The organism is Salipiger marinus (assembly GCF_035481585.1).
Lineage (GTDB): Bacteria > Pseudomonadota > Alphaproteobacteria > Rhodobacterales > Rhodobacteraceae > Salipiger > Salipiger marinus.
This window is the reverse complement of record NZ_JAYKSL010000008.1, coordinates 16,698-42,400: the sequence shown is the minus strand read 5'-3', so window position 1 is coordinate 42,400 and position 25,703 is coordinate 16,698. Positions and strand designations below refer to the sequence as shown.

Sequence of the window (25,703 nt, the reverse complement as noted above, 5' to 3'; positions counted from 1 at the left end):
TTCGGTCAGGCGACGCTCAGGACGATCTTGCCCTGAATATGCCCCTCGGCGGCGCGCAGGTGGGCATGCGCCGCGTCGGCAAGCGGGAAGGCGGTGTCGATCACCACGCGGACCGTGCCGTCGTCCAGCAGACGCGCCGCGGCATCAAGCTGGGCCCCGCTGGAGCGCACCTGCGTCGAGGAGACGGTCACGCCAAGACGGTCCGCCTCGGCATGGCCGTCGAATCCCAGCGGATTGACGATGAACAGCGCCCCGCCCGGCTTCAGGCAGCGCAGGAACCGAGCAGCGGCGGCCCCGCCGACACAGTCGAGCACGAGATCCAGATCCGCGCAGACCGCTTCGGGCTTCGCCTGCGTATAGTCGACGACCTCGTCCGCGCCGAGCCCGCGCAGAAGATCCCCGTGCCGGTGTGAGGCAACCGCGATCACATGTGCGCCCCGCCACTTGGCGATCTGAAGCGACAGATGCCCGACGCCGCCAGCGGCACCGTTGACCAGAACACGCTTGCCCGCAAGCGGGACCGGCGCATGGGCCTGTGGCTGGAACGGGTTCGCGGCGTCATGCCCAAGCTCGACCAGGAACTGCCAGGCGGTCAGCAGGGACATGGGCGCCCCGGCGGCCTGCTGGTGACCGATACCCGCCGGCTTGTGGCCGACCTGATTGGCAGGAACGGTGACATATTCGGCATGCGCGCCAGCCCCCTCCATGAGGGCATCGGGAAAGCGCACCATGGCGTAGACCTCGTCTCCGGGGGCGAAGCCGGTCACGCCCTCTCCGGCCAGATCGACCACGCCCGAAACATCGGTGCCGAGGATCAAGGGGAACGCCCCCTCGGGCCGCCATTCCGGGGGGAGCGCGCGGTAGCCGTCCCGCAGGTACCAGTCCGGAGGATTGAGGCTCGCGGCCATAACGCGGATGCGGATCTCGCCCCGGGCGGGTCTGGGGATCGGGGCGTCCTCGTAGGACAGGACCTCGGGTCCGCCAAAGGCATGCTGGCGAACGGCTTTCATCATTTCGGTCATCTTGGGGGTCCTTTCAGGGCCGTCTGTGATGACAGGTAGATACGCGCCTCGCCTTGGGTTTATAATAAACCCGAAAGTCACTTGAGTTGTGCCCTCATGGAACAGATCGGACTGGAGCGTCTGACCGGCCTCATCGCCTTTGCCCGGACGGCGTCGCTCGGCAGCTACTCTGCCGCTGCCCGGTCGCTGTCGGTGTCGCCCTCTGCGGTCAGCAAGAGCGTCCGGCGGCTGGAAGACCAGTTGGGCATCGCGCTCTTCACCCGCACCACGCGGTCGATCGCCCTGACGACCGAAGGGCAGGAGCTGCACCAGCGTGCCCTGCGCCTGATCGAAGCGGCCGAAGATATCGAGCAGACGGCCAGTTCCCTCCGGTCCGAGCCTGTCGGGCGGCTGCGGATCGCGGCACCGCTGCCGATCGGCATCCACGTGATCGCGCCGGCCCTTCCGCGCTTTCGCGCGCAGTACCCGAATGTTGTCCTCGATCTGCGGCTGAGCGACAGGTTCGTGGATCTGGTCGAGGAAGGCGTCGATCTCGCTGTCAGGATCGGCGAGCTTGCGGAGTCCCGTCTGCTGTCGCGGAAGCTGGCGGTGCAGACGCTCTGCTGCTTTGCCTCTCCCGACTACCTTGCCGCCCGCGGCGAGCCGCGCTGCCCCGCGGATCTCGAGGCGCACGAGACGGTCGCGCTGCGCTACCAGAGTTCGGGGATGCTGATGCCCTGGCCCTTCCGGACCGGCGACCGCACGACCGAAATCCTGCCAGAGGCCGCGATCACGGTCGATGCCAGCGACGCCCTGATCCAGGCGCTGCTGGCCGGTGCGGGGATCGGCATGACCTCGACGCTCCTGGCTGCGCCCCACGTCGCGCGTGGCACGCTTGTTCCCGTGCTTGGTGCCTTCGCCGTCGAGCGCAGCGCGATCACCGCGATCTGGCCGGAGAGCCGAAGAAGCACCCCATCCGTGCGGGCCTTCCTGGACTTCCTGCAGGCGGAATTTCGCAACTACGCTCTCCGACCAGAGCCGCCGGTCCGCACGCCCACGGAACCCGAAGCGCAGCAAGACTGAACCGGCCCATCATGCCTGCCGCAGCATGCCTTAGGTCACTCAGTTCCGTCTGACGGGCATGGGCCAGAATGGAAGCCGGTCGTGGTGCGAGGCCACGGCGCCGGTCGATGCCGACCCCGTGGCCAGGACACACCGGTTTCAGCTGGCCGGAATGAGCTTGTCAGCCCGAAGGCGTTCGAAGAGGTCGAAAAACGCGGCGTCGGTGGCGACGTAGCCGGTGAAACCCATCCGGCGGCTCTTCGACATGTCGGTCACCACCTCGATGGGACGGCCAAGATCGGCGTCGGTGTGCCATGGCGAGACGAGTCGGGCGAGGTCGGCCTCGGCAAGGCCGTGGCGGGCGGCCATGTCGGACCAGACCTCCGCGTCGTCTTTCATCTGCTCTGCGAGTGGGCGCTCGGTGCCGTCGAACTCCTCCGCCTCAATGCCGAACCAGCCGGCGATGCGCGACCACATCCAGCTCCAGCGGAAGACATCGCCGTTGACCACGTTGAAATCCTCGTTGCGAGCCTCCGGGGTGACCGCAGCCCAGACTGCCTGAGCTGCAAGCTGGCGCGCATCGGTCATGTCGGTGAGGCTCTCCCATTGCACCTTCGACCCGGGAAAGCGGAACGGGCGCCCGGTTTTCCGGCAGATCGCGGCATAGACCGCCAGCGTCGTGCCCATGTTCATGGCGTTGCCGACCGCCTTTCCGATCACGGTATGCGGGCGGTGAACGCTCCAGCCGAAGCCGTCGCGTTCGGCGGCGGCGAAGACCACATCCTCCTGCGCGTAATAGAAGTTCGCCACGTCGAGACGACCCTGGTCCTCGCGGAAGGGCGTCTTGGGAAGGGTGCCTTTGCCATAGGCTTCGAACGGGCCGAGGTAATGCTTGAGGCCCGTCACCAGCGCTACGTGTTCGACAGAGCCCGCAGGGCGCAGCGCGTCAAGCAGGTTGCGGACCATCGCCGCGTTGACCCGGATATTCTCGGCTTCGGTGTCTTTCCGCAGCCATGTCGTAAGGAACACATGCGTGGGATCAATGCCCGCGAGGGCCGCGCCAAGGGTGTCAGGATCAAGCAGATCCGCCGCGACCGGCGTCACGCCATCCTGTTCTCCGGGCGTCCGGGCAAGGCCGAAGACCGTCCAGCCATCGCCGACAAGTTGCTCGGCCACGGCGCTTCCCTGAATACCGGTGGCGCCAACCACCAATGCGCGTTTCGTCATCTCGCTCTCCAATTCGTCTTTGCACGCCACATCTAGGCGCGGGCCGGCACTTCGGGTAGACGGCACCGAATTGGGACATAGGCACCATGAGGTAACCACCATGCAACCCGGCACAGACGAGCGGGAATGGCGCGAGGATTGCGCGCCGCGCCGCGTGCTCGAGATCTTCTCGACGAAATGGACCAGCATGATCCTGCACACGCTCCATGCGCTTCATGACGGGCGGGCGCGCACCGGGGTGCTGTATCGCAGCCTGCCTGGGATCTCCAAGAAGATGCTGGTCCAGACCCTGCGCGAGATGGAGCGCAGCGGCCTGATCCACCGCCACGTCAAGGGCACGGTTCCGCCAGCCGTGGAATACAGCCTGACCTCGCTTGGACACCGCTTCGTTGGCTTGGTCGATCTGGTTTACGACTGGGGCCGCCGAAACTCCGACGCGCTGGATCTGCTGCAAGAGCGGCCCTCCTCCCGCCGGAAATCAGGTGACTAGGGGTTCCGGTGGCCAAGGGCCGCAGGGACAGAGGACGGCTACCCGAACGGCGCGGCGTCGTCCGGCAAGGACCGACCGAAAATGTTCTCGCGGTGCCAGCGCAGGTTCTCCGGGTGCGGCGCGTTTCGTGGGTCCACAGGCCTGACAAGCTTGCCGCCGGGCGCCAGAAGCCGCCCCACGACATCACCGGGCACCTTGTTGTGGGAGACGAGAATCGTCTCGCAGTCAGCTGCAACCGAGATCAGGCCACGGTCGAACATCCAGTGCAGCGTGCCCGAAAGCGCCAGCCCGTTGCGCACGGAATCGCTTCCCAGGCTCTCGACGGGCCGGATATGCGCTGCCTGCACCTCGGGCCGCCCGCCGCCATTGCGCAGCATCAGGCCGGACATGGCGCAGCGATAGCCATACGCGTCCCGAACCTTCCGGCGGAACGCGACATCGCGGTAGGGTCTCCGGGTGAGCCGCTCAAGCACCGGTCGCTCGAAAAGTTCGGCGCCATCGTCAAACTCTGCCGGCTGCGGGTCGTAGCGCGTCGCCTCGATCCGTTCCAGATCCTGAGGAAGCCCCAAGTTGACGATGTGGGCGAAATCCGCGTCAGGCAGGCGTCTGACGGCCAGCTGCACGGCGCCACCCCTCTTCGGCGTTCCGTCCGGTTGGGTCAGCGACGCCTCCATCGGCCGCCCCTCGACCAGCCGCGGCACCTCACGGTCGAAAGGAAGAAAGCTCCCGGGCTCGATCATGGCGAGAAACCGGCCCTCGGCGCCCGGTTTCGGGATCACCCGCTCGATCTTCGCCACCGCGAAATAACCGCGCGGCCCGGCTTTGACCGGTTCGCAATAGACGATCCAGTCACCAACCGCTTCCTCGACTGCCCTGAGATAGGAGCGCGGAAAATCATAGACGATGTCCGGCTCGTCCTCGTAGATCGAGTCGGCCTTATGCAGGAGGACCAGCTTACCCATGCCTTCAGGAACGCCGTAACCGACCGAGACGCAAGGACTTTCTGTGCAGAGCCTGCCTGAATGGCCTGATGCAGGCTCGTCGGCAAAACCCAACGCGCGGCTTTGGATCAAAGGGCGCCTGACCGCTGCACTTGGCGGCCAGACAGGGCCCGGCCCCCTCACCGCCCGCGCGCGGGTCAGCCTGCCTCGGCGCGCGGGCCGATGGCGGCGATATACTGGTCATAGGTGCGGCTGAGCGCGGTGATGTGCACGCGCATCAGATCTGCCGCCGCCTCCGCCTCGCCCCGGTCCATGGCCTCAAGGATCGCGGCATGCTCCCCCATGGAGGCGCGCAGGCGCCCAGTCACATCCAGCTGCCGCCGCCGGAACGGGCTGAGCCGCCGCAGCAGGCGCCGGGTCTCCTCGGCCAGAAACTCGTTGCCCGAGGCCTCGTAGATCACCCCATGCAGGCGTCCATTGGCGGCGTAATACTCATCCGCCCGGCCCTCTGACAGCGCCTCCTCGCAGCCGCGCGCGGCCTCCTGCAGGCGCAGCCGCTGCGCGGGCGTGATGCGCTTGGTGGCAAGCTTCACGCACAGCGCCTCCATCTCTCCCATCAGTTCGAACATCTCCACCAGCCGGGTCATCGACGGGCGCCGCACGAAGGCGCCGCGATTGGGAATCAGTTCGACCAGCCCGATGGCCTGCAGGCTCTGCAGCGCCTCGCGCAGCGGCGTGCGTGAGACGTCGAACTGCCGGGCCAGCGCGACCTCGTTCAGCTTTTCGCCATCCTCATACGCACCCATCGCGATGGCCTGCTCAATTTCCGAGCAGATGCGGTCAGCGGCGCGGGATTTCTCTGGCATCGGGATTTTCCTAGGACCAATACAACGCTATCGTGATTGTATACAAAAATACCAAAAATAATGCAATTCACAAAGGCAAGCCAACTGCCTGTAACAGAGAGGAAAATCCCAAGATGACCCCTGCACGGATGCTGCTTGGATCCACCTGTCTTGCGCTCTGCGCGGGCATGGCCAGCGCCGATCAAGCCAGCGGCACGCTCAATCTTGCCTTCTCCAAGGAGGTCGAGACGGCGGATGTCTATTTCAACACCGCCCGCGAAGGCCTGCTGCTCAACCATGCGATCTGGGACGGGCTGCTGTATCGCAACCCCGAAACCGGCGCCTATGAGGGCAATCTGGCCACCGACTGGACATGGATCGACCCCACCACCATCGAATTCAAGCTGCGCGAGGGCGTGACCTTCCACAATGGCGAAGCCTTCACCGCCGATGACGTGGTCTACACCGTCGACTATGTGACCAACCCTGACAATGGCGTGAAGAACCTTGCCAATGTCATGTGGATGGAGCGCGCCGAAAAGATCGACGATCACACCGTGCGGCTGATCCTCAAGGCGCCCTTCCCGGCGGCAGAGGATTTCCTTGCCGGTCCCGTCGCGATCTATCCCGACGAATATTACGCCGAAGTCGGCCCGCAGGGCATGGGCGTGGCCCCCATCGGCACCGGCCCGCTGAAAGTGGCAGAGCTGGATCCGGGCAAACATTTTGTGCTGGAGGCGAACGAGGCCTATTTCGACGGGCCCAAGGGCGCGTCTGCCATCGACCGCATCGACATCCGCACCATTCCCGACGTGAACACCCAGATCGCCGAATTCTTCAACGGCACGCTGGATTTCCTGTGGAACGTCCCCGCCGATCAGGCCGAAAAGCTGGAGGCGATGGGCCGCTACGAGGTGGTGAACGCCCCCGCCATGCGCGTGGGCTATATCAGCATGGACGCGGCGGGCCGGTCCGGGGACAGCCCGCTGACCGACAAGCGGGTGCGGCAGGCGATCTATCACGCCATCGACCGCCAGACGATCCTCGACGCGCTGGTGAAGGGCAGTTCCAAGGTGGTCGACAGCGCCTGCGCCCCGGTGCAGACCGCCTGCGCGCAGGATCTGCCGAGCTATGAGTATGATCCCGAAAAGGCCAAGGCGCTGCTGGCCGAGGCGGGCTATGCCGACGGGTTCACCATCGATTTCTACGCCTATCGCGACCGCCCCTATGCCGAGGCGATGATGGGCTTTCTGGATGCGGTGGGGATCAAGACCAACCTCAATTACATGCAATATGCCGCCCTGCGCGAACAGCACCGCAAGGGCGAGGTGCCGATGACCTTCCTGACTTGGGGCTCCAATTCGGTGGCCGATGCCTCGGCCATGACCGCCGAATTCTTCACCGGCGGCCCGCAGGACGATGCCCGCGACCCCGAGATCATCGACTGGATCCAGCAGGCGGATTCCACCACCGACAAGGAAAAGCGCGCCGGGCTTTACAAGCAGGCGCTGACCAAGATCGTCGAGGAAGCCTATTGGGTGCCGCTGTTCACCTACAACGTGAACTACGTGCTGGGGCCGGACATCGCCTATACCCCCACCGACGACGAGATCGTGCGCTTCTTCGCCTTCGACTGGAAATGACCGGATCCGTGCCGGGCCGCCTTCCGGCCCGGCACGGTTTCGCGGGATGCCCGGCCCCGCATGGCCGGCAAAAGGGCGCCTTACATGCTGCTATTCACTCTCAAACGTTTCGGGCTGGCGATCTGCGTGGCACTGACCGTGTCCGCGATCAGCTTCGGCCTGCTTTATATGGCGGGCGATCCGGCGGTGGCCATCGCGGGCGAAAACGCCTCCTCCGAGGATATCGCCGCCATCACCGCGCAATACGGCTTCGACCGGCCGCTGCTGGTGCAGTATGCCGACTGGCTGGGCGGGGCGCTGACCGGCGATCTGGGCCGGTCGTGGTATTTCGACCTGCCGGTGACGCAGATCGTCACCGACCGGCTGGGCGTCACCGTGACGCTGGGGGCGCTGGCGATCAGCTTTGCGCTGATCCTTGCCATTCCCATGGGGGTGGCGGCAGCGGTGCGGCCCAATTCGCTGATCGACCGCGCCGCGCTGTTCCTGTCGGTGGTGGGACAGGCGATCCCGTCCTTCTGGTTCGGGCTGATCCTGATCGTGGTGTTTTCGATCAAGCTGGGGCTGGTGCCCGCCTCGGGCTCGGCCAGCTGGAAACATTTCATCCTGCCCACCGTGGTGCTGGGCTATTACGCCACCCCCGCCATCATGCGCCTGACCCGCGCGGGCATGCTGGAGGTGCTGTCGGCGGATTACATCCGCACCGCCCGCGCCAAGGGGCTCGACACCCGCAAGATCCTGTTCAAGCACGCGCTGCGCAATGCCATCATCCCGGTGATCTCGCTGGCGGCGGTGCAGATGGGCTTCATGTTGGGCGGCTCCATCGTGGTGGAATCGATCTTTGCGCTGCACGGGGCGGGGTATCTGGCGTGGGAAAGCATCTCGCGCAATGACCTGCCGGTGATGCAGGCGCTGATCCTCGTCTTCTCGATGTTCTACATCCTGTTCACCTTTCTGGCGGACCTGCTCAACGCGTGGATGGATCCGCGCCTGCGCGTCGGCTGAAAGGTCATGACCATGACGGATAGTTCCATGACCCATACCCCGCCCGTCCCCCCCGTGCGCGAGGTCCAGCCCAGCCCCCGGCAGATGATGCTGCGCCGCGCGCTGCGCCATCGCGGCCTGCTCTTTGGCGGCGCGGTGATGCTGGTGATCCTGCTGATCGCCATTTTCGCCCCGCTGCTGAGCCAGCACAGCCCCTATGCGCAAAGCCTGATGGCCCGGATGAAACCGCCGGTCTTTCTGGGCGGCGAGGCGACCCACTGGCTGGGCACCGATGCGCTGGGGCGCGATTACTGGTCGCGTCTGGCCCATGGCGCCCGCGTGTCGCTGATGATCGGGCTGTTCGCCGCCACCATCTCGGCGCTGATCGGATCGACGCTTGGCATCCTTGCGGGCTATTTCGGCGGGCGCGTCGACATGGCGGTGACCTTTCTCATCAACGTGCGGCTCGCCATGCCCGTGGTGCTGGTGGCGCTCGCCGTGGTGGCGCTTTTCGGCGGATCGCTGACCGTGGTGGTCACCGTGCTGGGCCTGCTGCTGTGGGACCGCTTCGCCGTGGTGCTGCGCGCCGCCACCATGCAGGTGCGCAAGCTGGAATATGTCGCCGCCGCCGAGGTGCTGGGCGCCTCGCTGCCGCGCATCCTGTGGAAGGACATCCTGCCCAACGTGATGAACCATCTCATCGTGATCTTCACGCTGGAAATGGCCCATGCCATCATCCTCGAAGCGGCGCTGTCCTTTCTGGGGCTGGGGGTGCAGCCGCCCACGCCGTCCTGGGGGCTGATGATCTCCGAAGGCAAGGAAATGCTGCTGTTCGAGCCGTGGCTCATCACCATTCCCGGCGTGGCGCTGTTCCTGCTGGTCCTGTCCATCAACATGCTGGGCGACGGCATCCGCGATGTCACCGCCCCCGAGGGGCGCAACTGATGACCGATCCCATCCTGTCCATCCGCAACCTGACCGTGGATCTGCCGCGTGGCGCCGACCGCCCCCATGCGGTCGAGGCGCTGACCCTGCAGGTCCAGCCGCGCGAGATCGTCTGCATCGTCGGCGAAAGCGGCTCCGGCAAGTCCATCACCGCCTTCACCACCATGGGGCTGCTGCCCAAGGCGCTGACCCCCAGTTCCGGCGAGGTGCTGTTCGAGGGGCGCGACCTGCTGACCCTGCCCGCCGCCGAACATGCCAAGCTGCGCGGGCGCCGCATGGCGATGATCTTTCAGGAGCCGATGTCGGCGCTCAATCCCTGCTACACCGTGGGCGACCAGATCGAGGAGATGTTCGAACAGCACACCACGCTGTCGAAGGCCGAGCGCCGCGCCCGCACGCTGCATCTGCTGGACGAGGTGCAGCTGCCCGATCCGCCGCGCATCTACGAAAGCTATCCGCATCAGCTGTCGGGCGGGCAGCGCCAGCGCATCGTCATCGCCATGGCGCTGGCGCTCGACCCGGCGCTGCTGATCGCGGACGAACCGACCACAGCGCTCGATCTGTCGACACAGGCGCAGATCCTGCATCTGCTGAAGGATCTGCGCGAAAAACATTCCGCCGGCATCCTGTTCGTCACCCATGATTTCGACGTGGTGGCAGAGATTGCCGACCGCGTGGTGGTGATGAAGCAGGGCCGCATCGTCGAACAGGGCCCCGCCGAGGAGGTGCTGACCCGCCCCCGCCATCCCTATACCCGCCTGCTGATCGACGCCGTGCCGCGCCGCAGCCGGGCCGTGGGGCAGGATCTGTCGCGCTCGCCAGAGATTCTGCGCGTGGCGGGGCTGGACAAGACCTATCACATCCGGGGCACCATGTTCCGCCCCGCCCGCACCGTCCATGCCTGCCGCGATATCGAGTTCGGCGTGCGCCGGGGCGAAACGCTGGGCATCGTGGGCGAAAGCGGCTCTGGCAAGTCGACGCTGGTCAAATGCCTGATCCGGCTGGAAGATCCGGACAGCGGCGCGGTCTGGGTGGAGGGCACCAACATCGCGGGCTATTCGCGCCGCGCGCTGCATCCCTATCGCAAGGACATCCAGATCGTCTTTCAGGATCCCTATGGCTCGCTCAACCCCCGGCGCACCATCGGCGACCAGCTGGCCGAGGGGCCGACCAATTTCGGCGAGCCGCGCGCCAAGGTGATGGCGCGCGCCCGCGAGCTGATGCGTATCGTGCGGCTGGAGCCGGAGGCGCTCAACCGCTATCCCAACCAGTTTTCCGGCGGGCAGCGCCAGCGCATCTGCATCGCCCGCGCGCTGATGGTCGAACCCAAGGTGCTGATCGCCGACGAGGCGGTGTCGGCGCTGGACGTGTCGGTGCAGAAAGAGGTGCTGAAACTGCTCAACGAGATCCGCGACCGCATGGGGCTGACCGTGCTTTTCATCACCCATGACCTGCGGGTGGCGGCACAGGTCTGCGACCGGCTTATCGTGATGCAGAAAGGCGAGATCGTGGAGCGCGGCACCGTCGACGAGGTGTTCGGCACCCCCAAACACGCCTATACGCAGAAACTGCTGGCCGCGCAGCCGGGTCAGGCCTGGGAGGTGCCCGACATCGCCTCCCTGCCCCCCGCGCGGCTTGATGCCATGGGAGGGCTGATATGAGCGGATCGTTTTCGCGTTCGCAGAGCGTGCGCAAGCCGGGGGTCACCGCGACCTCGGGCGGGGTGGTGGCGGCACAGCATGCGCTGGCCGCCGAAGCAGGCGCGCAGGTGCTGGCCGCAGGCGGCGACGCGGTCGATGCGGCGGTGGCGGTCAGCTTCGCCATCGGGGTGCTGGAACCGTGGATGTCCGGCCCCATGGGCGGCGGCGCCATGATGCTGTGGCGCGAGGACGAAGGCCGCGCCTATGCGGTGAATTACGGCATGCGCGCCTCCGAAGCGCTGGATCCGGCCCATTACCCGCTGGCGGGCACCGGCAAGGCCACGGGGGATCTGTTCCCGTGGGAAGCGGTGGTGGAGGATCGCAACGTCATCGGCGGATCCTCGGTGGCGGTGCCCGGCACCGTGGCAGGCGCGGCAGAGGTGCATGGCCGCTTTGGCCGGATGCCATGGGCCGACCTGCTGGCACCGGCCATCAGCTTTGCCAAGCAGGGGATGCTGGTCGACTGGTATGCCGCGCTGATCATCGCCTCCTCGGCGCAGGCGCTGTCGCGCGATCCCGATGCGGCGGCGCTGTTTCTGGATCAGGGCACATGGCCCAAGATTTTTGGCTGGACGGCGCAGTCCGAACTGCGGCTCGACCAGTCCGCCATGGCCGCCACCCTGACCCGGCTGGCCGAGGCGGGCCCGCGCGATTTCTACGAAGGCGACATCGCGCAGGCGCTGGTGGCCGATGTGACCGCCAAGGGCGGCTTTCTGACCGCAGGCGATCTGGCCAGCTATCGCGCCGACTGGCAGGCGCCGCTGCACATCCCCTTCCGCGACGGCGGGCTGTGGGCGGTGCCCAGTTTCAGCGCCGGGCCGACGCTGGCCGATGCCGTGGCGCGCTGGCAGCAGGACTATGCCGCAGCGGAGGCCGCAAGCCCGCAGGCGCATGTGGCCCGCGCGACGGCCCTGCGCGCCGCCTATGAGGCGCGGCTGGCGGGCATGGGCGATCACGAGGCGGCCAAGGCCCCCGGCTGCACCACGCATTTTTCCATCGTGGACCGGCAGGGCAACATGGTCGCCATGACCCAGACGCTACTGTCGATCTTCGGCTCGCGCACGCTGTCGCCGCAGACCGGGCTGATGCTCAACAACGGCATCATGTGGTTCGACCCGGAACCGGGCAAGCCCAACTCGCTGGCGCCCGGCAAGCGCTGCCTGATGAATGTCTGCCCGGTGATCGGCGAGGCGCCGGGGCGGCGCTTTGCGCTGGGCGCCAGCGGCGGGCGCAAGATCATGCCCGCCGTGGGCCAGATCGCGGGCCACCTGATCGAACAGGGCATGACCCTGCAGGACGCGATCGAGGCCCCCCGGCTTGACGTCTCGGGCGGCGATGTGGTGATCGCCGATGAACGGCTGGCGGGCGCGGTGACCGGGGCGCTGGCGGCGCGCTTTCCCACCGCCACCGCCCAGCGCCTGCCCTTCCCCTATGCCTTCGCCTGCCCCGCCGGGGTGATGCGGACAGGCGATGTCAATTCCGGCACGACCGAGACCTTTTCGCCCTGGGGCGACGGGGTGGCCGAACCTTTGTCCTGAAAGACCGATCCGATGACCTCTCATGACGCGGCGCTGGCGATCAGCGCAGACTATTTCGACACGGGCCGCTTTCAGGCCGATCTGGCGCGACTGGTGGCCTTTCCCACCGAAAGCCAGGAGCCGCATGGCGCGCCGCATCTGCGCGCCTATCTGGACGAGGCGATGATCCCGATGCTGCAGGCCATGGGCTTTGCCTGCCGCATCCATGCCAACCCGGCGGGGGCAGGCCCGATCCTGACGGCGGAACGGATCGAGGATCCGGCGCTGACCACCGTGCTGACCTATGGTCATGGCGACGTGATCCGCGCCCAGACCGACCAGTGGCGCGCGGGGCTGACCCCTTTCACCCTGACCGAAGAGGGCGAGCGGCTTTATGGCCGGGGCAGCGCCGACAACAAGTGCCAGCATCTCATCAACCTGCGCGCCATGGCGGCACTGATCGAGGCGGAGGGCCGTCTGGGCTTCAACGCCAAGGTGCTGATCGAGATGGGCGAGGAAGCGGGCTCGCCGGGGCTGAAGCAGTTCTGCGAGGAAAATGCCGGTCTGCTGGCGGCGGATGTGTTCATCGCCTCGGACGGGCCGCGCCTGACCCCGGACCGGCCCACGATCTTTACCGGCTCGCGCGGCGGCGCGATGTTCGATCTGGTGGTGGATCTGCGCGAGGGCGCGCATCATTCCGGAAATTTCGGCGGGCTTCTGGCCGATCCGGCGATGATCCTTGCCCATGCGCTGGCCTGCATCACCGATGCGCGCGGCCAGATCCGGGTGCCGGAATGGCGCCCCGACAGCCTGACCCCGCGCATCCGCGAGGTGCTGGCGGTGCTGCCCGCCGTCGAGGCCGGGATCGCGCTCGACCCTGACTGGGGCGAAGAAAGCCTGAGCCCCGCCGAACGGGTCTTTGGCTGGAACAGCTTCGCGGTGCTCGCGATGAAATCCGGCGTGCCGGAGGCGCCGGTCAACGCCATTTCCGGCCATGCCCGCGCCACCTGCCAGCTGCGCTATGTGGTGGGCACCGATCCTGCGGACATCCTGCCCGCGCTGCACCGCCATCTGGACGCGCAGGGCTTTACGCAGGTGCGCATCGAGGCCGCCGACAGCGGCAGCTTTCCGGCCACGCGGCTTGACCCCGATCACCCGTGGGTGCGCTTTGCCAGTGCGGCGCTGGAGCGCGCCACCGGACGCGCGCCCGACATCCTGCCCAATCTGGGCGGATCGCTGCCCAATGACTGCTTTGCCGAAGTGCTGGCGCTGCCCACGATCTGGGTGCCGCATTCCTATGCGGGCTGTTCGCAGCACGCGCCCAACGAACATATCCTGAAGCCGCTGGCGCGGCAGGCGCTGATCGGCATGACCGGGCTTTTCGCCGAGATCGCCGCAGGCGCCGGTCTGCCCGGGCGGGCCGCGTGATGCAGGAGGCGCTGCTGCTCCTGGTCCTGATCGCCGCCGCAGGCGGGGTGGCGGGCATCATTTCGGGGCTTCTGGGCGTGGGCGGCGGCATCGTGCTGGTGCCGGTGTTCTATTACGTCTTCGAGGCGCTGGACTATCACCCCGACCAGCTCATGCAGATCTGCGTGGCGACCTCGACCGGCACGATCATCTTCACCTCGCTGCGGTCGGTTCTGGCGCATCACCGGCGCGGCGCGGTCAGCGCCGACCTGATCCGGGGCTGGGGGCCGTTCATCGCCGTGGGCGCCGTGGCGGGGGTGTTTGCCGCCGCGGCCCTGCGGTCGCGCGAACTGCAGGTGGTGTTCGGCCTGATCGGCGTGACGCTGGGGCTTTATATGGCCTTTGGCCCGCGCCACTGGCGGCTGGCGCAGGATCTGCCCGGGCGCGCGCTCAGCGCCGTTTATGGCGGGTTCATCGGCTTCTGTTCGGCGCTGATGGGCATTGGCGGCGGGTCTTTCACTGTGCCGCTGCTGACCGCCTATAACGTGCCGCCGCATCGCGCCGTGGGCACCTCGCCCGGGTTCGGGCTGCTGATCTCGGTCCCCGCGTTCATCACCTTCCTGCTGACCGGCTGGCAGATCACCGGCAAGCCGCCCTACACCGTGGGCTATGTCAACCTGCCCGCCGTGGCGCTGGTCACGCTTGCCACGCTGGTCACCGTGCCCTTGGGAGTCCGGCTTGCCCACCGGCTGAGCCCCGCGCATCTGCGGGTGGTGTTTGCCGTCACCGTTCTGGTGCTGGCGGGCAACATGCTGCGCAAGGGCGTGATGGGCTGAGCCCCTCCTTATCCATGAAAGGCCATATTCCATGAGCACCTCCCTTCCCGCCGATCCCGCCGATCTGGGCGCCCTTGCCGCCCGCCGCCTGATCGCCCGCAAGCAGCTGTCGCCGGTGGAACTGGCCGAGGCCTGCATCGCCCGCACCGAGGCGGTGGATCACGCCGTCAACGCGCTGATCGCGCGCGATTTTGACGGCATGCTGGAAGGCGCGCGCAGCGCCGAGGCGGCGGTGATGCGCGGCGCGCCGCTGGGGGCGCTGCACGGGCTGCCGCTGGCGGTCAAGGACATGGTGGATGTGGCGGGCCTGCCCACCACCTACGGATCAGAGGTGTTCCGCGACAACATCGCCACCGGCGACGATGCCATGGTGGTGGCGCTGCGCGGCGCGGGGGCGCTGCCCATGGGCAAGACCAACACCCCGGAATGGAGCGCGGGCGCCAACACCCGCAACACCGTCAATGGCGTCACCGCCAACCCCTATGACCTGAGCCGCACCTGCGCCGGATCCTCCGGCGGCTCGGCGGTGGCGCTGGCCTGCGGCTATGCACCGCTCGCCACCGGGTCGGATACCGGCGGCAGCCTGCGCAACCCGGCGGCCTATTGCGGCGTGGTGGGCTTCCGTCCCAGCCCCGGCGTGGTGCCGGGCGACACCCGGGGCACGGCGCTGATCCCGCTGCCCACCCCCGGACCCATGGCGCGCAGCGTCGGCGATCTGGGGCTGATGCTGTCGGTCATGGCCCGGCCCGACCGGCGCGATCCCTATACGGTGATGGTGGACGGGCGCACGCCGTGGGATCCGGCAGGTTTCGCCACCCTGCCCGCACGCGATCTGTCCTCGCTGCGGGTGGCCGCGACCGAGGATTTCGGCTTTGCCCCGGTCGAAGGGATGATCCGCAGCCATTTCCAGATGGCGCTGGCCGAGCTGGAGCCGCAGTTCGGGCGGCTCGACCACACCACCCCCGACTGCACCGAAGCCGACCGGATCTTTGCCATCCTGCGCGCGGTGCAGTTCTTGGGCAAACACGCGCAGCTTGTGGACACCATGCCCGAGAAGGTGGGCCCCAACGTCACCGACAACGTCGCCGAAGGCCGCCGCTATTCCGCCGAGGATGTCTCCTGGGCGCTGCACCGGCAGGCGGAGTATCACCGCGCGTGGCAGGGGTTCTTCGACCATCACGACATCCTGCTGTCGCCCGCCGTCACCATCAGCCCGCGCCCGTGGCGCGAGTTCTACCCGACCCAGATCGACGGCACGCCGACGCAAAGCTATTACCACTGGCTGGCGCTGGCCTATGCCACCACCATCCCCGGCCATCCCTCCATCACCATTCCCTGCGGCCATGACGCCAATGGCATGCCCTTCGGGCTGCAGATCACCGGGCGCCGCCATGGCGATGCCGAGGTGCTGGCCATCGCCGCCGAACTGGAGGCCGTCATCGCGGGCAGCTCCACCCTTGCCCCGCGCCGCCCGGATCTTGCACTGTTGCGCGCGGCCCCGGCGCTGCGCGACGCACCCGGCTTTTACACCTTCGACTGATCCTGAAAGGATTCTCCATGGCCATCCCCCTGTCCAAGACCCGCCGCCACGGCGACACGCTTTATCTGTCGGGCGAGCTGGGCTTTGCCCCTGACGGCACCCTGCCCGAGGGCATCACCGCGCAGACCGAACAGTGCCTTACCAATATCGAGGCGACGCTGGCCAAGGAGGGCAAGTCGCTGGCCGACGTGATCTCCTGCACCTGCTACCTGACCGATCCTGCGGATTTTGCCGCCTTCAACGCGGTCTATTCCGCGCGCTTTCCGGAGCCCTTTCCGGTGCGCACCACCATCGGCTGCGCGCTGATGATCGACGCGAAGGTGGAAATCACCGTCATCGCCAAGGGCTGAGGCAGACCGATGACGGAAACTGTCATTCTGGGCGCAGGCATGGCGGGCTTGGGCGCCGCGCTCGCCCTGCAGGAGGCCGGACATGCGGTCACCGTCATCGACCGCACCGGCCCCGGTGCGGAAACCAGCCACGGCAATGCGGGGGCGATTCAGGCGGAAGCGGCAGAGCCCTATGCCTTTCCGCGCGATCTCGCCACGCTCTGGACCTATGCGCGGGGGCGCAGCAACGATCTGCTGTGGCACCCGCGCGGGGTGCTGCGGCAGGCGGCAGCGCTCTGGACCTACTGGGGCAATTCCAGCCCGGTGCGGCATCAGGCGCTGTCGCAGAGCTATGCCCGGCTGGTGGCCCGCGCCACGACCGACCACGCGCCGCTGATCGCCGCCTCGGGCAGCGAGGGGCTGATCCGGCGCACGGGACTGGGCGAGATCCACCGCCAGCCCGCCACGCTGGAGGCCGCCGCCCGCCATGCCGAGCTGATGCGGGAGCGGTATGGCATCGCCTCCACCCTCGCCACCAGTGAGCCCGCGCTGCATGCCCCCGTTGCGGGCATCCTGACATGGACCGACAGCTGGAGCAGCAGCGACCCCGGGGCGCTTTGCCGCGCCTATGCGGATCTGCTGACCGCGCGCGGCGGGCGGATCGTCACGGCAGAGATCCTGTCCCTGTCGGATCGCGGGCCGGGCTGGCGGCTTTACACCAGCGCCGGAGAGGTCACCGCCTCGGATGTGGTGGTGGCGCTTGGGCCTTGGTCGCCCGCCCTGCTGGAACGGCTGGGCTACCGCGTGCCGATGGTGACCAAACGCGGCTATCACGGCCATTTCGCCAGCCCCGCGACGCTGGCGCGGCCCTATGTGGATGTGGACAATGGCATCGTGCTGTCGAGCATGGCGCGCGGGCTGCGCATCACCACGGGCGCGCATCTGACCGGGCTTGCCGCGCCGCGCGACCTGCGCCAGCTGCAGCGCGGCGCGCAGGCGGCAGCGGAGCTTGTCGCCTTGGGCGATCCGGTGCCGGACAGCATCTGGCACGGCCACCGGCCCTGCCTGCCCGACATGCTGCCGCTGGTGGGGGCAGCACCGCGCCATCGCGGGCTGTGGTTCGATTTTGGCCATGGCCATCAGGGATTTACCCTTGGCCCCACCACGGGGCGGCTGCTGGCAGAGATCATGGACGGGCGCGAGGATGAGCTGACCCGCGCGCTGTCCCCCGGCGCAAGGCGGCTCTGACCCCCGGAACGGCGGGTCAGAACGGCAGCGGCGCGTTCTCTTTCACCTCCTTCATCACGAAGAAGGTGCGGATCTGGCGCACGCCCGGCAGCGCGATCAGCATCCGCCCGTGCAGCAGGTTGAAATCCGCCATGTCGCGCACCCGGATTTTCAGCAGGTAATCGAAATCTCCGGCAACAAGGTGGCAGTCCAGCACCTCCTTGCGGGCGCTGACCGCGCCCTCGAAGGCGGCAAAGCTGTCCGGGGTGGACCGGTCCAGCACCACGCCCACCATGACCAGCGCCCCCAGCCCCACCGATTGCGGCGCCACCCGTGCCTGCACCCCCATGACATGGCCCAGATCGAACAGCCGCTGCGTGCGCCGGTGACAGGTGGCGGCAGAGACATTCACCAGCCGCGCGATCTCGGCATTGGTCAACCGCCCGTCGCGCTGCAGATGGCGCAGAATCGACCGGTCGATTCGGTCCAGATCCTGTGTGGAAGATTCTTCCATTCCAGCGGCTCCTGTCTGGCAAAGCTGCGACCCTGCCCCGTTATTTCCCCACAGAACGCAAAAACCAAGCCCCAAGTTTGCAAGCACCTTTCAGGGATACGGCGCTAGTCTGCCGCCCATCGCAACAAGGAGGCTGCCGCATGTCGCTGCTGGACAAATTCGACCGTTACCCCCTGACCTTCGGACCCACCCCCATCGAACACCTGCCCCGCCTGACCGAGGCGCTGGGGGGCGACGTGCAGATCTATGCCAAGCGCGACGACTGCAATTCCGGCCTCGCCATGGGCGGCAACAAGCTGCGCAAGCTGGAATACATCGTGCCCGACGCGCTGAAGGAAGGCGCCGACACGCTGGTGTCGATCGGCGGCGTGCAGTCCAACCACACGCGGATGGTGGCGGCCACTGCCGCAAAACTGGGCATGGACTGCGTGGTGGTGCAGGAAAAATGGGTGCCGCATTTTGATGCCGTCTATGACCGCGTCGGCAACATCCTGATGACCCGGCTCATGGGCGCCGAATCGCGCATGGTCGAGGATGGCTTCGACATCGGCATCCGCAAAAGCTGGGAAGACGCGATCCAGTCGGTCAAGGACCGCGGCGGCAAGCCCTATGCCATCCCCGCTGGCGCCTCGGTGCACAAATATGGGGCACTGGGCTATATCGGCTTTGCCGAAGAAGTGGCGCAGCAGGAGGCCGATCTGGGCTTCCAGTTCGATTACATCGTGGTCTGCGTGGTCACCGGATCGACTCAGGCGGGCATGATCGTGGGCTTTGCCGCACAGGACCGCGCCGACCGGGTGATCGGCATCGACGCCTCGGGCACGCCCGAGCAGACCCGGGCGCAGGTGCGCCAGATCGTCGACAACGCGGCGGACCTGGTCGATCTCGGCCGCCCGGTGCGAGACGATGAAATCGTCATCAACGAAGATTACGCCTATCCCGCCTATGGCGTGCCCTCGGAAGAGACCAACGAGGCCATCCGCCTTGCCGCCCGCACCGAGGCAATGATGACCGACCCGGTCTATGAGGGCAAATCCATGCAGGGCATGATCGATCTGGTGAAGAAGGGTTTCTTCCCCAAGGGATCGAAGGTGCTTTACGCCCATCTGGGCGGCGCGCCCGCGCTCAACGGCTACAGCTATTACTACCGCGAAGGCTGAACGCGAACCCCCGCCCGCAGGTGCTGCGGGCGGGGGGATGTTTATTGTCCGGGCGCCCGCAAAGGCTGCGGGCGGGGGCTGATGCCTATTTTCCGGGCGCACAGGGCACCGGAGCGCAGGCTCAGTAGCCGCTGTCCGAGGTCAGTACGAAATGTCCGGGCGACACCTCGTCATAGACATTGGGCGCGGGTTCATAGCCCACGGGATGGATCGGCGACGGGATCGGCTTGAAGTTCAGATCCTTTTCCGACTTGCGCCGGTGCGGGTCGGCCACCGGCACCGCCAGCATCAGCGCCCGCGTATAGGGGTGCTGCGGGTTCTCGAACACCGCCGCGCGCGGCCCGATTTCCACGATGCGGCCCAGATACATGACCCCCACCCGATGGCTGACCCGTTCCACCACCGCCATGTCATGGCTGATGAACAGGTAGGACAGGCCCAGTTCGGCCTGAAGCTCCATCATCAGGTTCAGCACCTGCGCCTGCACCGACACGTCCAGCGCCGACACCGCCTCGTCGGCGACGATCAGCTTGGGGTTCAGCGCCAGCGCGCGGGCGATGGCGATGCGCTGGCGCTGCCCGCCCGACAGTTCATGCGGATAGCGGCGCATGTAGCTGCGCGGCAGTTCCACCCGGTCGAACAGATGCGCCACGCGGTCCATCACCTCGGATCCCTTGTGGGTGCCGAAATTGCGCATGGGCTCGGCCACCGCATCGGCCAGCTTCTGCTGCGGGTTGAGCGAGGCGAAGGGATCCTGAAAGATCATCTGCATGTCGCGCCGCGCGTCGCGCAGATGTTCGGGGCCAAGCCCCATCACATCCACCCCGTCCAGCACGATGCGGCCCTGCTGCGGTTCGATCAGCCGCAGGATCGACCGGCCACAGGTGGATTTGCCGCAGCCCGATTCGCCGACAAGGCTCAGCGTCTGGCCCTTGTTGACGGTAAAGCTCACATTCTCCACCGCGTGGACATTGGCGATGGTGCGGCGGAAAAACCCGCCCTTCACCGGAAAGCGCGTCACCAGCCCTTCGACGGTCAGCAGCGGCTTGTCGCTGCCGGGGATGGGCTTGGGCACCTCGGCCTCGCGGCCCAGCAGCTTCATCGGTTCGGGCAGCGCCTTGCCGGTCATCTCCCCCAGCTTGGGCACGGCCGCCAGCAGCGCCTGCGTATAAGGATGCTTGGGCCGCTCGAAGATCTCCTCGACCGTGCCTTCCTCGACCTTGGTGCCGCGGAACATCACCACCACGCGGTCGGCCATCTGCGCCACCACCGCCATGTCATGGGTGATGAACATCACCGCCGTGCCGGTTTCCCGCTTCAGCCGGTCCATCAGCGCAAGGATTTCCGCCTGAATCGTCACGTCAAGCGCGGTGGTCGGCTCGTCCGCGATCAGCAGGCGCGGCTTGCAGGCCAGCGCCATGGCGATCACCACCCGCTGCCGCATGCCGCCCGACAGTTCGTGCGGATACTGTTTCAGCCGCCGCTCCGGCTCGGGGATGCGCACCTGCTGCATCAGTTCCAGCGCCCGCGCCTCCGCCTGCTGGCGCGACATGCCGCGATGCACCCGCAGCCCTTCGGTCAGCTGGCGGCCCACGGTGAAGACCGGGTTGAGCGCGGTCATCGGCTCCTGAAAGATCATGCCGATCTCGTTGCCGCGGATGGTGCGCATCAGATCCTGATCCATCTGCGCCAGATCGACCTGCCCGCCCTCCTTGCGGTCGAACAGCAGGCGGCCATTGGCAATCTCGCCACCGCCATATTCGATGAGCCGCATCAGCGACAGCGAGGAGACGGATTTCCCCGACCCCGATTCGCCCACGACGCAGACCGTCTCTCCGGGCGCGATGTCGAAGCTCACGTCCTCGACCCCGGTGACGGGGCCGTCCTTGGTCTGGAATTGCACCCGCAGGCGTTCGATGCGGGCGATGGGCTGCGCGGGGGCGCTGTCCAGCATATGAGCTCTCCGTGCTTGTCAGATGCAAACGCTAAGGGCAGCGGCGCGGAACTGTCAAACCCCTGACCCTGCTTACTCCAAGGCAATGCTTGCATTTTCCTTCCGTTCTGTTTCGATATTCGGCAAGGAGAGCGGCGCGAACCGGCGCCCGGGGGAATGGGCCGGGGAAAAACGCTGCCCCCTTCGACGAAACAGAGACGACTCAGATCAACTGATGTCCAACAAGGAGAGATCCATGAAGCTCAAGACCCTCTTGCTCGGGGCTGCCGCTGGCGTTTCGCTGGCGCCCGCCGCCTTTGCAGAGCGTGGCTCAGACGGCCATGTGAACATCATCTACTGGCAGGCGCCGTCGATCATGACCCCCTTCCTGTCGGGCGGGACCAAGGACATCGAAGCCGCGTCGCTGGTGCTGGAGCCGCTGGGCCGCTACGACCAGACCGGCGCGCTGGTGCCCTATCTGGCCCAAGAAATCCCCACCGTGGAAAACGGCGGCGTGTCCGAGGATCTGACCCAGATCACGTGGAAGCTGAAAGAGGGCCTGCTGTGGTCCGATGGCACGCCCGTGACCTCGGCTGACGTGAAATTCACCGCCGATTACTGCATGGATCCCGAAGGCGGCTGCGCGCAGCTGGCGAAATTCTCCAACGTGGCCAGCATCGACACCCCCGACGATCTGACCGTGGTGGTCACCTTCGACAAGCCGATGCCGAACCCCTACGGCCCCTTCATGGGCAACCAGTCGCCCATCCTGCAGAAGGCGCAGTTCGAGCAGTGCAAGGGCGCCAACGCCTCCTCCTGCACCGAGGCCAACTTCAACCCGATCGGCACCGGCCCGTTCGTGGTGGACGAGTTCAAGCCCAATGACGTGATCTCGCTTTCCGCCAACCCGAATTACCGCGACCCGGCCAAGCCCGCCTTCGCGACCGCCACGCTGAAAGGCGGCGGCGATGCCGAATCCGCCGCCCGCGCGGTGCTGCAGACCGGCGAATTCGACTATGCGTGGAACCTGCAGCTGGCCCCCGATGTCATCGCCTCCATGGCCGAAGGCGGCACCGGCGAGCCCATCACCGCGTTCGGCACGCTGGTCGAGCGGATCGAGATGAACATGACCGATCCCTCGCCCTCCCTGCCCGAGGGCGAGCGGTCCACCGTCGCGCATCCGCACCCGATCCTGTCGGATTTCAACGTGCGCAAGGCGCTGTCCATGGCGATCGACCGGGCGCTGCTGACCGAGATCGGCTATGGCGTCGCCGGTCGTCCGACCTGCAACCTCGTGCCCGCGCCCGAGCTTTACGCCTCTGAAACCAACACCGAATGCCTGACCCAAGACCTCGAAGGCGCCAAGGCGCTGCTGGAAGAGGCCGGCTGGACCGACAGCGACGGCGACGGCGTGCGTGACAAGGACGGCATGAAGCTGTCGCTGCTCTACCAGTCCTCCACCAACGCCGTGCGTCAGGATTTCCAGGCGCTCATCAAGCAGTGGTGGGAAGAGATCGGCGTGGAAACCGAACTGCGCAACGTCGACTCGTCGGTGTTCTTCGGCGGGGATCCGGGCTCGCCCGACACTTTCCAGAAGTTCTATGCCGACGTGGAAATGTACGCCAACAACTTCGACGGCACCGATCCGCAGTCCTACCTGTCCATGTATCGCTGCGGCAACGAGCCGAAGCCGTCCAGCCAGTGGCAGGGTGAGAACATCAACCGCTTCTGCAACGAGGAATACGACGCGCTGCTCGACGAGCTGGCCCAGACCGGCGAGCTGGAAAAGCGCGGCGAGATCGCGAAGCGGCTGAATGACATCATCACCAAGGAAACCATGACCATCGTGCCGCTGGTGGACCGGGGCCGCGTTTCCGCCAAGTCGAACACGCTGGGCGGTGTGGTGCTGAACACCTGGGACAGCGAACTCTGGAACGCTGCCGACTGGTATCGCATCGACGGCTGACGTCCTTCTGACACACCGGTCCCCGCGCCTGCGGGGGCCGGTTTTCTGGAAGGACAGCGCGTGACGGATTTCCTCCGGACCCCACCCGGCCACGACTTCGGGGCCTGCCGATCCGGCGGTCGCGGTTTCGCTTTTCGGCGCTGGCTGCCCCGCCCCTTCGGCCCTCTTACATCCGACAAGGACGATATGACGACCAGACCCTGCACCGCCTTGCGGCGACGTGGCAGGCCGCGGCATTTCCCGGCCTGCCCCCACCTTCACCCGCAGTCACCGGGGGGCACCCCATGCTGACCTTTGCCGTCCGCCGCCTTGTGCTGGCGATTCCCACGCTGTTTTTCATCAGCTTCGTGATCTTCATGCTGCTGCAGCTGGCGCCGGGGGATCCCATGGCGCAGGTGCCGCTGACCGTCCCGCCCGAGGTCAAGGAAAAGATGCGTCAGGCGCTGGGTCTGGGCGAACCGGTGCTGGTGCAATACTGGAAATGGCTGGTGCAGGTGTTCTGGACCGAGCCCAAGATCTTCATCGACTGGCTGACCCGTGACAGCCTGCTGCTGGGCTGGCTGCCCGACACGCAGCTCTATCAGGGCGAATTGCGGGTGATCTCGTGGCAGACCCGCTCGCCGGTCATGGACATCGTGCTGCAGCGCCTGCCGCAGACGCTGTGGGTGGTGGGGCTGGCCTATGTGGTGGGGGTGCTGATCGCGCTGCCCATCGGCATCTATTCCGCCTACCGGCAGTATTCCGTCTTCGATCAGGCGGGCACCTTTGTCACGATGATCGGCTTTTCGATCCCGCCCTTCTTCACCGGGCCGCTGCTGATCGTGATCTTCTCGGTCTATCTGGGCTGGTTCCCGTCGATCTATGACACCACCCATGTCGTCAACGACTGGGCGAGCTTCAAGGTGCAGATCTATCAGATGGTGATGCCGGTCATGGTGCTGGCGCTGCAGACCACGGCGCAGCTGTCGCGCTACATGCGCGCCTCGATGCTGGACAACCTCAATCAGGATTACGTCCGCACCGCCCGCGCCAAGGGCCTGTCGGAGGCGGTGGTGGTCATGGTCCATGTGCTGCGCAATTCCATGATCCCGGTGGTCACGGTGATCGCGCTTGGCGTGCCCGCCATCTTCGGCGGCGCCATCATCACCGAAAACGTGTTCAAGGTGAACGGCATCGGCCAGCTGCTGCTGACCGCGCTTTTCGCCAATGACCTGCCCATGGTGATGACGCTGACCTTCATCTTCGCGATGCTGATCGTGCTCTTCAACCTGATCGCCGACATCCTCTACGGCCTTCTCGACCCGAGGATCCGCTATGACTGAACCCGTGCCCTCCTCCCCCGCTCCGATCGAGGCCCTGCGCGACAAGGGGCCGGACCGCCCGCCCCGGTCGCAGTGGCGCGATGTCTGGAGCCAGTTCCGCAAGCACAAGGGCGCCATGGTCGGGGCCGCCTTCCTGCTGATCATCACGCTGGGCGTGCTGTTCGGGCCATGGCTCTGGACGCTGGACCCGCAGCGGCTGGACATCCGCGCCAAGGACATGCGGCCCATCTACACAGCCCTCTGGGACAGCACCGCCAAGACCGGCTGGGGCCATCCGCTGGGCACTGACCAGCTGGGCCGCGACAACCTTTCGCAGCTGATCGCGGGGGGCCGCGCGTCGATGGCGGTGGGCTGGGCAGCGATGCTGCTGTCGCTGATCATCGGCACCGGCATCGGCGTCATGGCGGGCTATTTCCGCAAGGCGGATGGCGTGCTGATGCGGCTCACGGACCTGTTCCTGTCGCTGCCGATCCTGCCGCTGCTGCTGGTGGCGGTGACGCTGTTCCGCCAGCCGCTGCGCGCCAATTTCGGCCCCGAAGGCGGGATGTTCATCCTGATCGTGGCCGTGGTCGGCATCACCTCGTGGATGCCCACGGCGCGGATCGTGCGCGGCGAAATCCTTGCGCTGAAGGAACGGGAATTCGTGCTGGCGGCGCGCTCCATCGGCACGCGGCCCTTCAAGATCATCCGCCGCCACCTGCTGCCCAACGTGCTGTCACCCATCATGGTCTCGGCCACGCTGGGGCTCGCCACGGCGATCATCACCGAATCCGCGCTGTCCTTTCTGGGGGTGGGCTTTCCGTCCGACTTCCCGACATGGGGCAAGATGCTGGCCGATGCCGTCGCCCGGATGGAGGATTTCCCCGAACGCGTGCTGCTGCCGGGCATCGCCATCTCGCTGACCGTGCTGGGGGTGAATTACCTTGGCGACGGGCTGCGCGACGCGCTGGACCCAAGAATCCGCGGGCGCTGAAAAATAGGAACGCGCGCAGCGCAGGCACGGGCGGGGGACGGACCATCCCCCGCCCGTTCCGCATCCCGCGGAACAGCGGTTCGCCCCAAAGGCAGGCAGGCGGGAAATCCTTCGCCCCGCCCCCCTTGCCAAGCCGCACAGGCT

At 66.7% G+C, this 25,703-nt stretch carries 22 protein-coding genes; 16 read left to right on the top strand and 6 right to left on the bottom strand.

Annotated elements, in window-relative coordinates:
* Positions 1 to 5: 5 nt before the first annotated feature.
* Entirely contained in the window at positions 6 to 1,022 is a 1,017-nt protein-coding gene (locus tag VK682_RS12255; protein WP_230796868.1) for an NADP-dependent oxidoreductase, read from the bottom strand.
* Positions 1,023 to 1,118: 96 nt separating this feature from the next.
* Between VK682_RS12255 and VK682_RS12250 the strand changes: the two genes are divergently transcribed.
* On the top strand, positions 1,119 to 2,084 hold the full coding sequence (locus tag VK682_RS12250) for a LysR family transcriptional regulator (protein ID WP_230796869.1): 966 nt from the start codon (positions 1,119 to 1,121) through the stop codon (positions 2,082 to 2,084).
* Positions 2,085 to 2,222: 138 nt separating this feature from the next.
* Here VK682_RS12250 and VK682_RS12245 read toward each other — a convergent pair whose 3' ends face one another.
* Complete coding sequence (locus VK682_RS12245) at positions 2,223 to 3,290, bottom strand: SDR family oxidoreductase (RefSeq protein WP_324782013.1); 1,068 nt, start codon at positions 3,288 to 3,290, stop codon at positions 2,223 to 2,225.
* Positions 3,291 to 3,390: 100 nt separating this feature from the next.
* Here VK682_RS12245 and VK682_RS12240 point away from each other — a divergent pair, with 100 nt between their 5' ends.
* On the top strand, positions 3,391 to 3,780 hold the full coding sequence (locus VK682_RS12240) for a winged helix-turn-helix transcriptional regulator (protein WP_230796872.1): 390 nt from the start codon (positions 3,391 to 3,393) through the stop codon (positions 3,778 to 3,780).
* Positions 3,781 to 3,818: 38 nt separating this feature from the next.
* Here the strand turns inward: VK682_RS12240 and VK682_RS12235 are convergent, their stop codons facing one another.
* The gene (locus VK682_RS12235) at positions 3,819 to 4,742 is read right to left on the bottom strand and encodes an HNH endonuclease (protein WP_324782012.1); all 924 of its coding nucleotides are present in this window, start codon (positions 4,740 to 4,742) and stop codon (positions 3,819 to 3,821) included.
* 176 nt (positions 4,743 to 4,918) lie between these two features.
* On the bottom strand, positions 4,919 to 5,587 hold the full coding sequence (locus VK682_RS12230) for a GntR family transcriptional regulator (RefSeq protein ID WP_230796876.1): 669 nt from the start codon (positions 5,585 to 5,587) through the stop codon (positions 4,919 to 4,921).
* Between the two features lie 113 nt (positions 5,588 to 5,700).
* Between VK682_RS12230 and VK682_RS12225 the strand changes: the two genes are divergently transcribed.
* The 10 genes from VK682_RS12225 (at position 5,701) to VK682_RS12180 (ending at position 17,712) form a co-directional block, all read left to right on the top strand.
* Positions 5,701 to 7,209 carry an ABC transporter substrate-binding protein gene (locus VK682_RS12225; RefSeq protein ID WP_230796878.1) on the top strand — a complete coding sequence of 503 codons (1,509 nt, stop codon included), beginning with the start codon at positions 5,701 to 5,703 and terminating at the stop codon, positions 7,207 to 7,209.
* Positions 7,210 to 7,293: 84 nt separating this feature from the next.
* Entirely contained in the window at positions 7,294 to 8,211 is a 918-nt protein-coding gene (locus VK682_RS12220) for an ABC transporter permease (RefSeq protein ID WP_230796879.1), read from the top strand.
* 12 nt (positions 8,212 to 8,223) lie between these two features.
* Positions 8,224 to 9,135 carry an ABC transporter permease gene (locus VK682_RS12215; protein ID WP_089849999.1) on the top strand — a complete coding sequence of 304 codons (912 nt, stop codon included), beginning with the start codon at positions 8,224 to 8,226 and terminating at the stop codon, positions 9,133 to 9,135.
* The gene (locus VK682_RS12210) at positions 9,135 to 10,796 is read left to right on the top strand and encodes an ABC transporter ATP-binding protein (protein ID WP_230796880.1); all 1,662 of its coding nucleotides are present in this window, start codon (positions 9,135 to 9,137) and stop codon (positions 10,794 to 10,796) included. The genes VK682_RS12215 and VK682_RS12210 overlap by 1 nt, the downstream gene beginning before the upstream one ends.
* On the top strand, positions 10,793 to 12,373 hold the full coding sequence (locus VK682_RS12205) for a gamma-glutamyltransferase (RefSeq protein WP_230796881.1): 1,581 nt from the start codon (positions 10,793 to 10,795) through the stop codon (positions 12,371 to 12,373). Before VK682_RS12210 ends, VK682_RS12205 begins: the two co-directional genes overlap by 4 nt.
* A gap of 12 nt (positions 12,374 to 12,385) precedes the next feature.
* Entirely contained in the window at positions 12,386 to 13,780 is a 1,395-nt protein-coding gene (locus VK682_RS12200; RefSeq protein WP_230796882.1) for a M20 family metallopeptidase, read from the top strand.
* Positions 13,780 to 14,595: a sulfite exporter TauE/SafE family protein gene (locus VK682_RS12195; RefSeq protein WP_230796884.1), complete on the top strand. Its 816-nt coding sequence runs from the start codon at positions 13,780 to 13,782 to the stop codon at positions 14,593 to 14,595. Before VK682_RS12200 ends, VK682_RS12195 begins: the two co-directional genes overlap by 1 nt.
* A 31-nt stretch (positions 14,596 to 14,626) precedes the next feature.
* The gene (locus VK682_RS12190; protein ID WP_230796885.1) at positions 14,627 to 16,135 is read left to right on the top strand and encodes an amidase; all 1,509 of its coding nucleotides are present in this window, start codon (positions 14,627 to 14,629) and stop codon (positions 16,133 to 16,135) included.
* 17 nt (positions 16,136 to 16,152) lie between these two features.
* Entirely contained in the window at positions 16,153 to 16,485 is a 333-nt protein-coding gene (locus VK682_RS12185; RefSeq protein ID WP_230796887.1) for a RidA family protein, read from the top strand.
* A gap of 9 nt (positions 16,486 to 16,494) precedes the next feature.
* Positions 16,495 to 17,712, top strand: a complete 1,218-nt coding sequence (locus VK682_RS12180; protein WP_230796888.1) for an NAD(P)/FAD-dependent oxidoreductase — start codon at positions 16,495 to 16,497, stop codon at positions 17,710 to 17,712.
* Between the two features lie 16 nt (positions 17,713 to 17,728).
* On the opposite strand, the gene VK682_RS12175 is transcribed toward VK682_RS12180, so the two are convergent.
* Entirely contained in the window at positions 17,729 to 18,205 is a 477-nt protein-coding gene (locus VK682_RS12175; RefSeq protein WP_089849874.1) for an Lrp/AsnC ligand binding domain-containing protein, read from the bottom strand.
* A 140-nt stretch (positions 18,206 to 18,345) separates the two neighbouring features.
* Between VK682_RS12175 and VK682_RS12170 the strand changes: the two genes are divergently transcribed.
* Positions 18,346 to 19,365 carry a 1-aminocyclopropane-1-carboxylate deaminase gene (locus VK682_RS12170; protein WP_230796889.1) on the top strand — a complete coding sequence of 340 codons (1,020 nt, stop codon included), beginning with the start codon at positions 18,346 to 18,348 and terminating at the stop codon, positions 19,363 to 19,365.
* 121 nt (positions 19,366 to 19,486) lie between these two features.
* Here the strand turns inward: VK682_RS12170 and VK682_RS12165 are convergent, their stop codons facing one another.
* Positions 19,487 to 21,319 carry an ABC transporter ATP-binding protein gene (locus VK682_RS12165; RefSeq protein WP_089849871.1) on the bottom strand — a complete coding sequence of 611 codons (1,833 nt, stop codon included), beginning with the start codon at positions 21,317 to 21,319 and terminating at the stop codon, positions 19,487 to 19,489.
* Between the two features lie 235 nt (positions 21,320 to 21,554).
* Here VK682_RS12165 and VK682_RS12160 point away from each other — a divergent pair, with 235 nt between their 5' ends.
* The 3 genes from VK682_RS12160 to VK682_RS12150 all read left to right on the top strand — a co-directional run bounded on the left by VK682_RS12160 (position 21,555) and on the right by VK682_RS12150 (position 25,559).
* A complete protein-coding gene (locus tag VK682_RS12160) occupies positions 21,555 to 23,264 on the top strand; it encodes a peptide ABC transporter substrate-binding protein (protein ID WP_324782011.1) in 1,710 nt (569 codons plus the stop codon).
* 284 nt (positions 23,265 to 23,548) lie between these two features.
* Positions 23,549 to 24,586, top strand: coding sequence for an ABC transporter permease (locus VK682_RS12155; RefSeq protein ID WP_089849867.1), 1,038 nt, complete (start codon positions 23,549 to 23,551; stop codon positions 24,584 to 24,586).
* The gene (locus tag VK682_RS12150) at positions 24,579 to 25,559 is read left to right on the top strand and encodes an ABC transporter permease (RefSeq protein ID WP_089849865.1); all 981 of its coding nucleotides are present in this window, start codon (positions 24,579 to 24,581) and stop codon (positions 25,557 to 25,559) included. Before VK682_RS12155 ends, VK682_RS12150 begins: the two co-directional genes overlap by 8 nt.
* Positions 25,560 to 25,703: the final 144 nt, after the last annotated feature.

Bases quoted from the DNA above. Each gene is read 5' to 3' on its own strand.
- VK682_RS12230 (WP_230796876.1), bottom strand. From the start codon at position 5,587: ATGCCAGAGAAATCCCGCGCCGCTGACCGCATCTGCTCGGAAATTGAG.
- VK682_RS12175 (WP_089849874.1), bottom strand. From the start codon at position 18,205: ATGGAAGAATCTTCCACACAGGATCTGGACCGAATCGACCGGTCGATT.
- VK682_RS12250 (WP_230796869.1), top strand. From the start codon at position 1,119: ATGGAACAGATCGGACTGGAGCGTCTGACCGGCCTCATCGCCTTTGCC.
- VK682_RS12210 (WP_230796880.1), top strand. From the start codon at position 9,135: ATGACCGATCCCATCCTGTCCATCCGCAACCTGACCGTGGATCTGCCG.
- VK682_RS12180 (WP_230796888.1), top strand. From the start codon at position 16,495: ATGACGGAAACTGTCATTCTGGGCGCAGGCATGGCGGGCTTGGGCGCC.
- VK682_RS12215 (WP_089849999.1), top strand. From the start codon at position 8,224: ATGACGGATAGTTCCATGACCCATACCCCGCCCGTCCCCCCCGTGCGC.
- VK682_RS12245 (WP_324782013.1), bottom strand. From the start codon at position 3,290: ATGACGAAACGCGCATTGGTGGTTGGCGCCACCGGTATTCAGGGAAGC.
- VK682_RS12170 (WP_230796889.1), top strand. From the start codon at position 18,346: ATGTCGCTGCTGGACAAATTCGACCGTTACCCCCTGACCTTCGGACCC.
- VK682_RS12235 (WP_324782012.1), bottom strand. From the start codon at position 4,742: ATGGGTAAGCTGGTCCTCCTGCATAAGGCCGACTCGATCTACGAGGAC.
- VK682_RS12225 (WP_230796878.1), top strand. From the start codon at position 5,701: ATGACCCCTGCACGGATGCTGCTTGGATCCACCTGTCTTGCGCTCTGC.
- VK682_RS12150 (WP_089849865.1), top strand. From the start codon at position 24,579: ATGACTGAACCCGTGCCCTCCTCCCCCGCTCCGATCGAGGCCCTGCGC.
- VK682_RS12155 (WP_089849867.1), top strand. From the start codon at position 23,549: ATGCTGACCTTTGCCGTCCGCCGCCTTGTGCTGGCGATTCCCACGCTG.
- VK682_RS12205 (WP_230796881.1), top strand. From the start codon at position 10,793: ATGAGCGGATCGTTTTCGCGTTCGCAGAGCGTGCGCAAGCCGGGGGTC.
- VK682_RS12220 (WP_230796879.1), top strand. From the start codon at position 7,294: ATGCTGCTATTCACTCTCAAACGTTTCGGGCTGGCGATCTGCGTGGCA.
- VK682_RS12200 (WP_230796882.1), top strand. From the start codon at position 12,386: ATGACCTCTCATGACGCGGCGCTGGCGATCAGCGCAGACTATTTCGAC.
- VK682_RS12240 (WP_230796872.1), top strand. From the start codon at position 3,391: ATGCAACCCGGCACAGACGAGCGGGAATGGCGCGAGGATTGCGCGCCG.
- VK682_RS12195 (WP_230796884.1), top strand. From the start codon at position 13,780: ATGCAGGAGGCGCTGCTGCTCCTGGTCCTGATCGCCGCCGCAGGCGGG.
- VK682_RS12160 (WP_324782011.1), top strand. From the start codon at position 21,555: ATGAAGCTCAAGACCCTCTTGCTCGGGGCTGCCGCTGGCGTTTCGCTG.
- VK682_RS12255 (WP_230796868.1), bottom strand. From the start codon at position 1,022: ATGACCGAAATGATGAAAGCCGTTCGCCAGCATGCCTTTGGCGGACCC.
- VK682_RS12190 (WP_230796885.1), top strand. From the start codon at position 14,627: ATGAGCACCTCCCTTCCCGCCGATCCCGCCGATCTGGGCGCCCTTGCC.
- VK682_RS12165 (WP_089849871.1), bottom strand. From the start codon at position 21,319: ATGCTGGACAGCGCCCCCGCGCAGCCCATCGCCCGCATCGAACGCCTG.
- VK682_RS12185 (WP_230796887.1), top strand. From the start codon at position 16,153: ATGGCCATCCCCCTGTCCAAGACCCGCCGCCACGGCGACACGCTTTAT.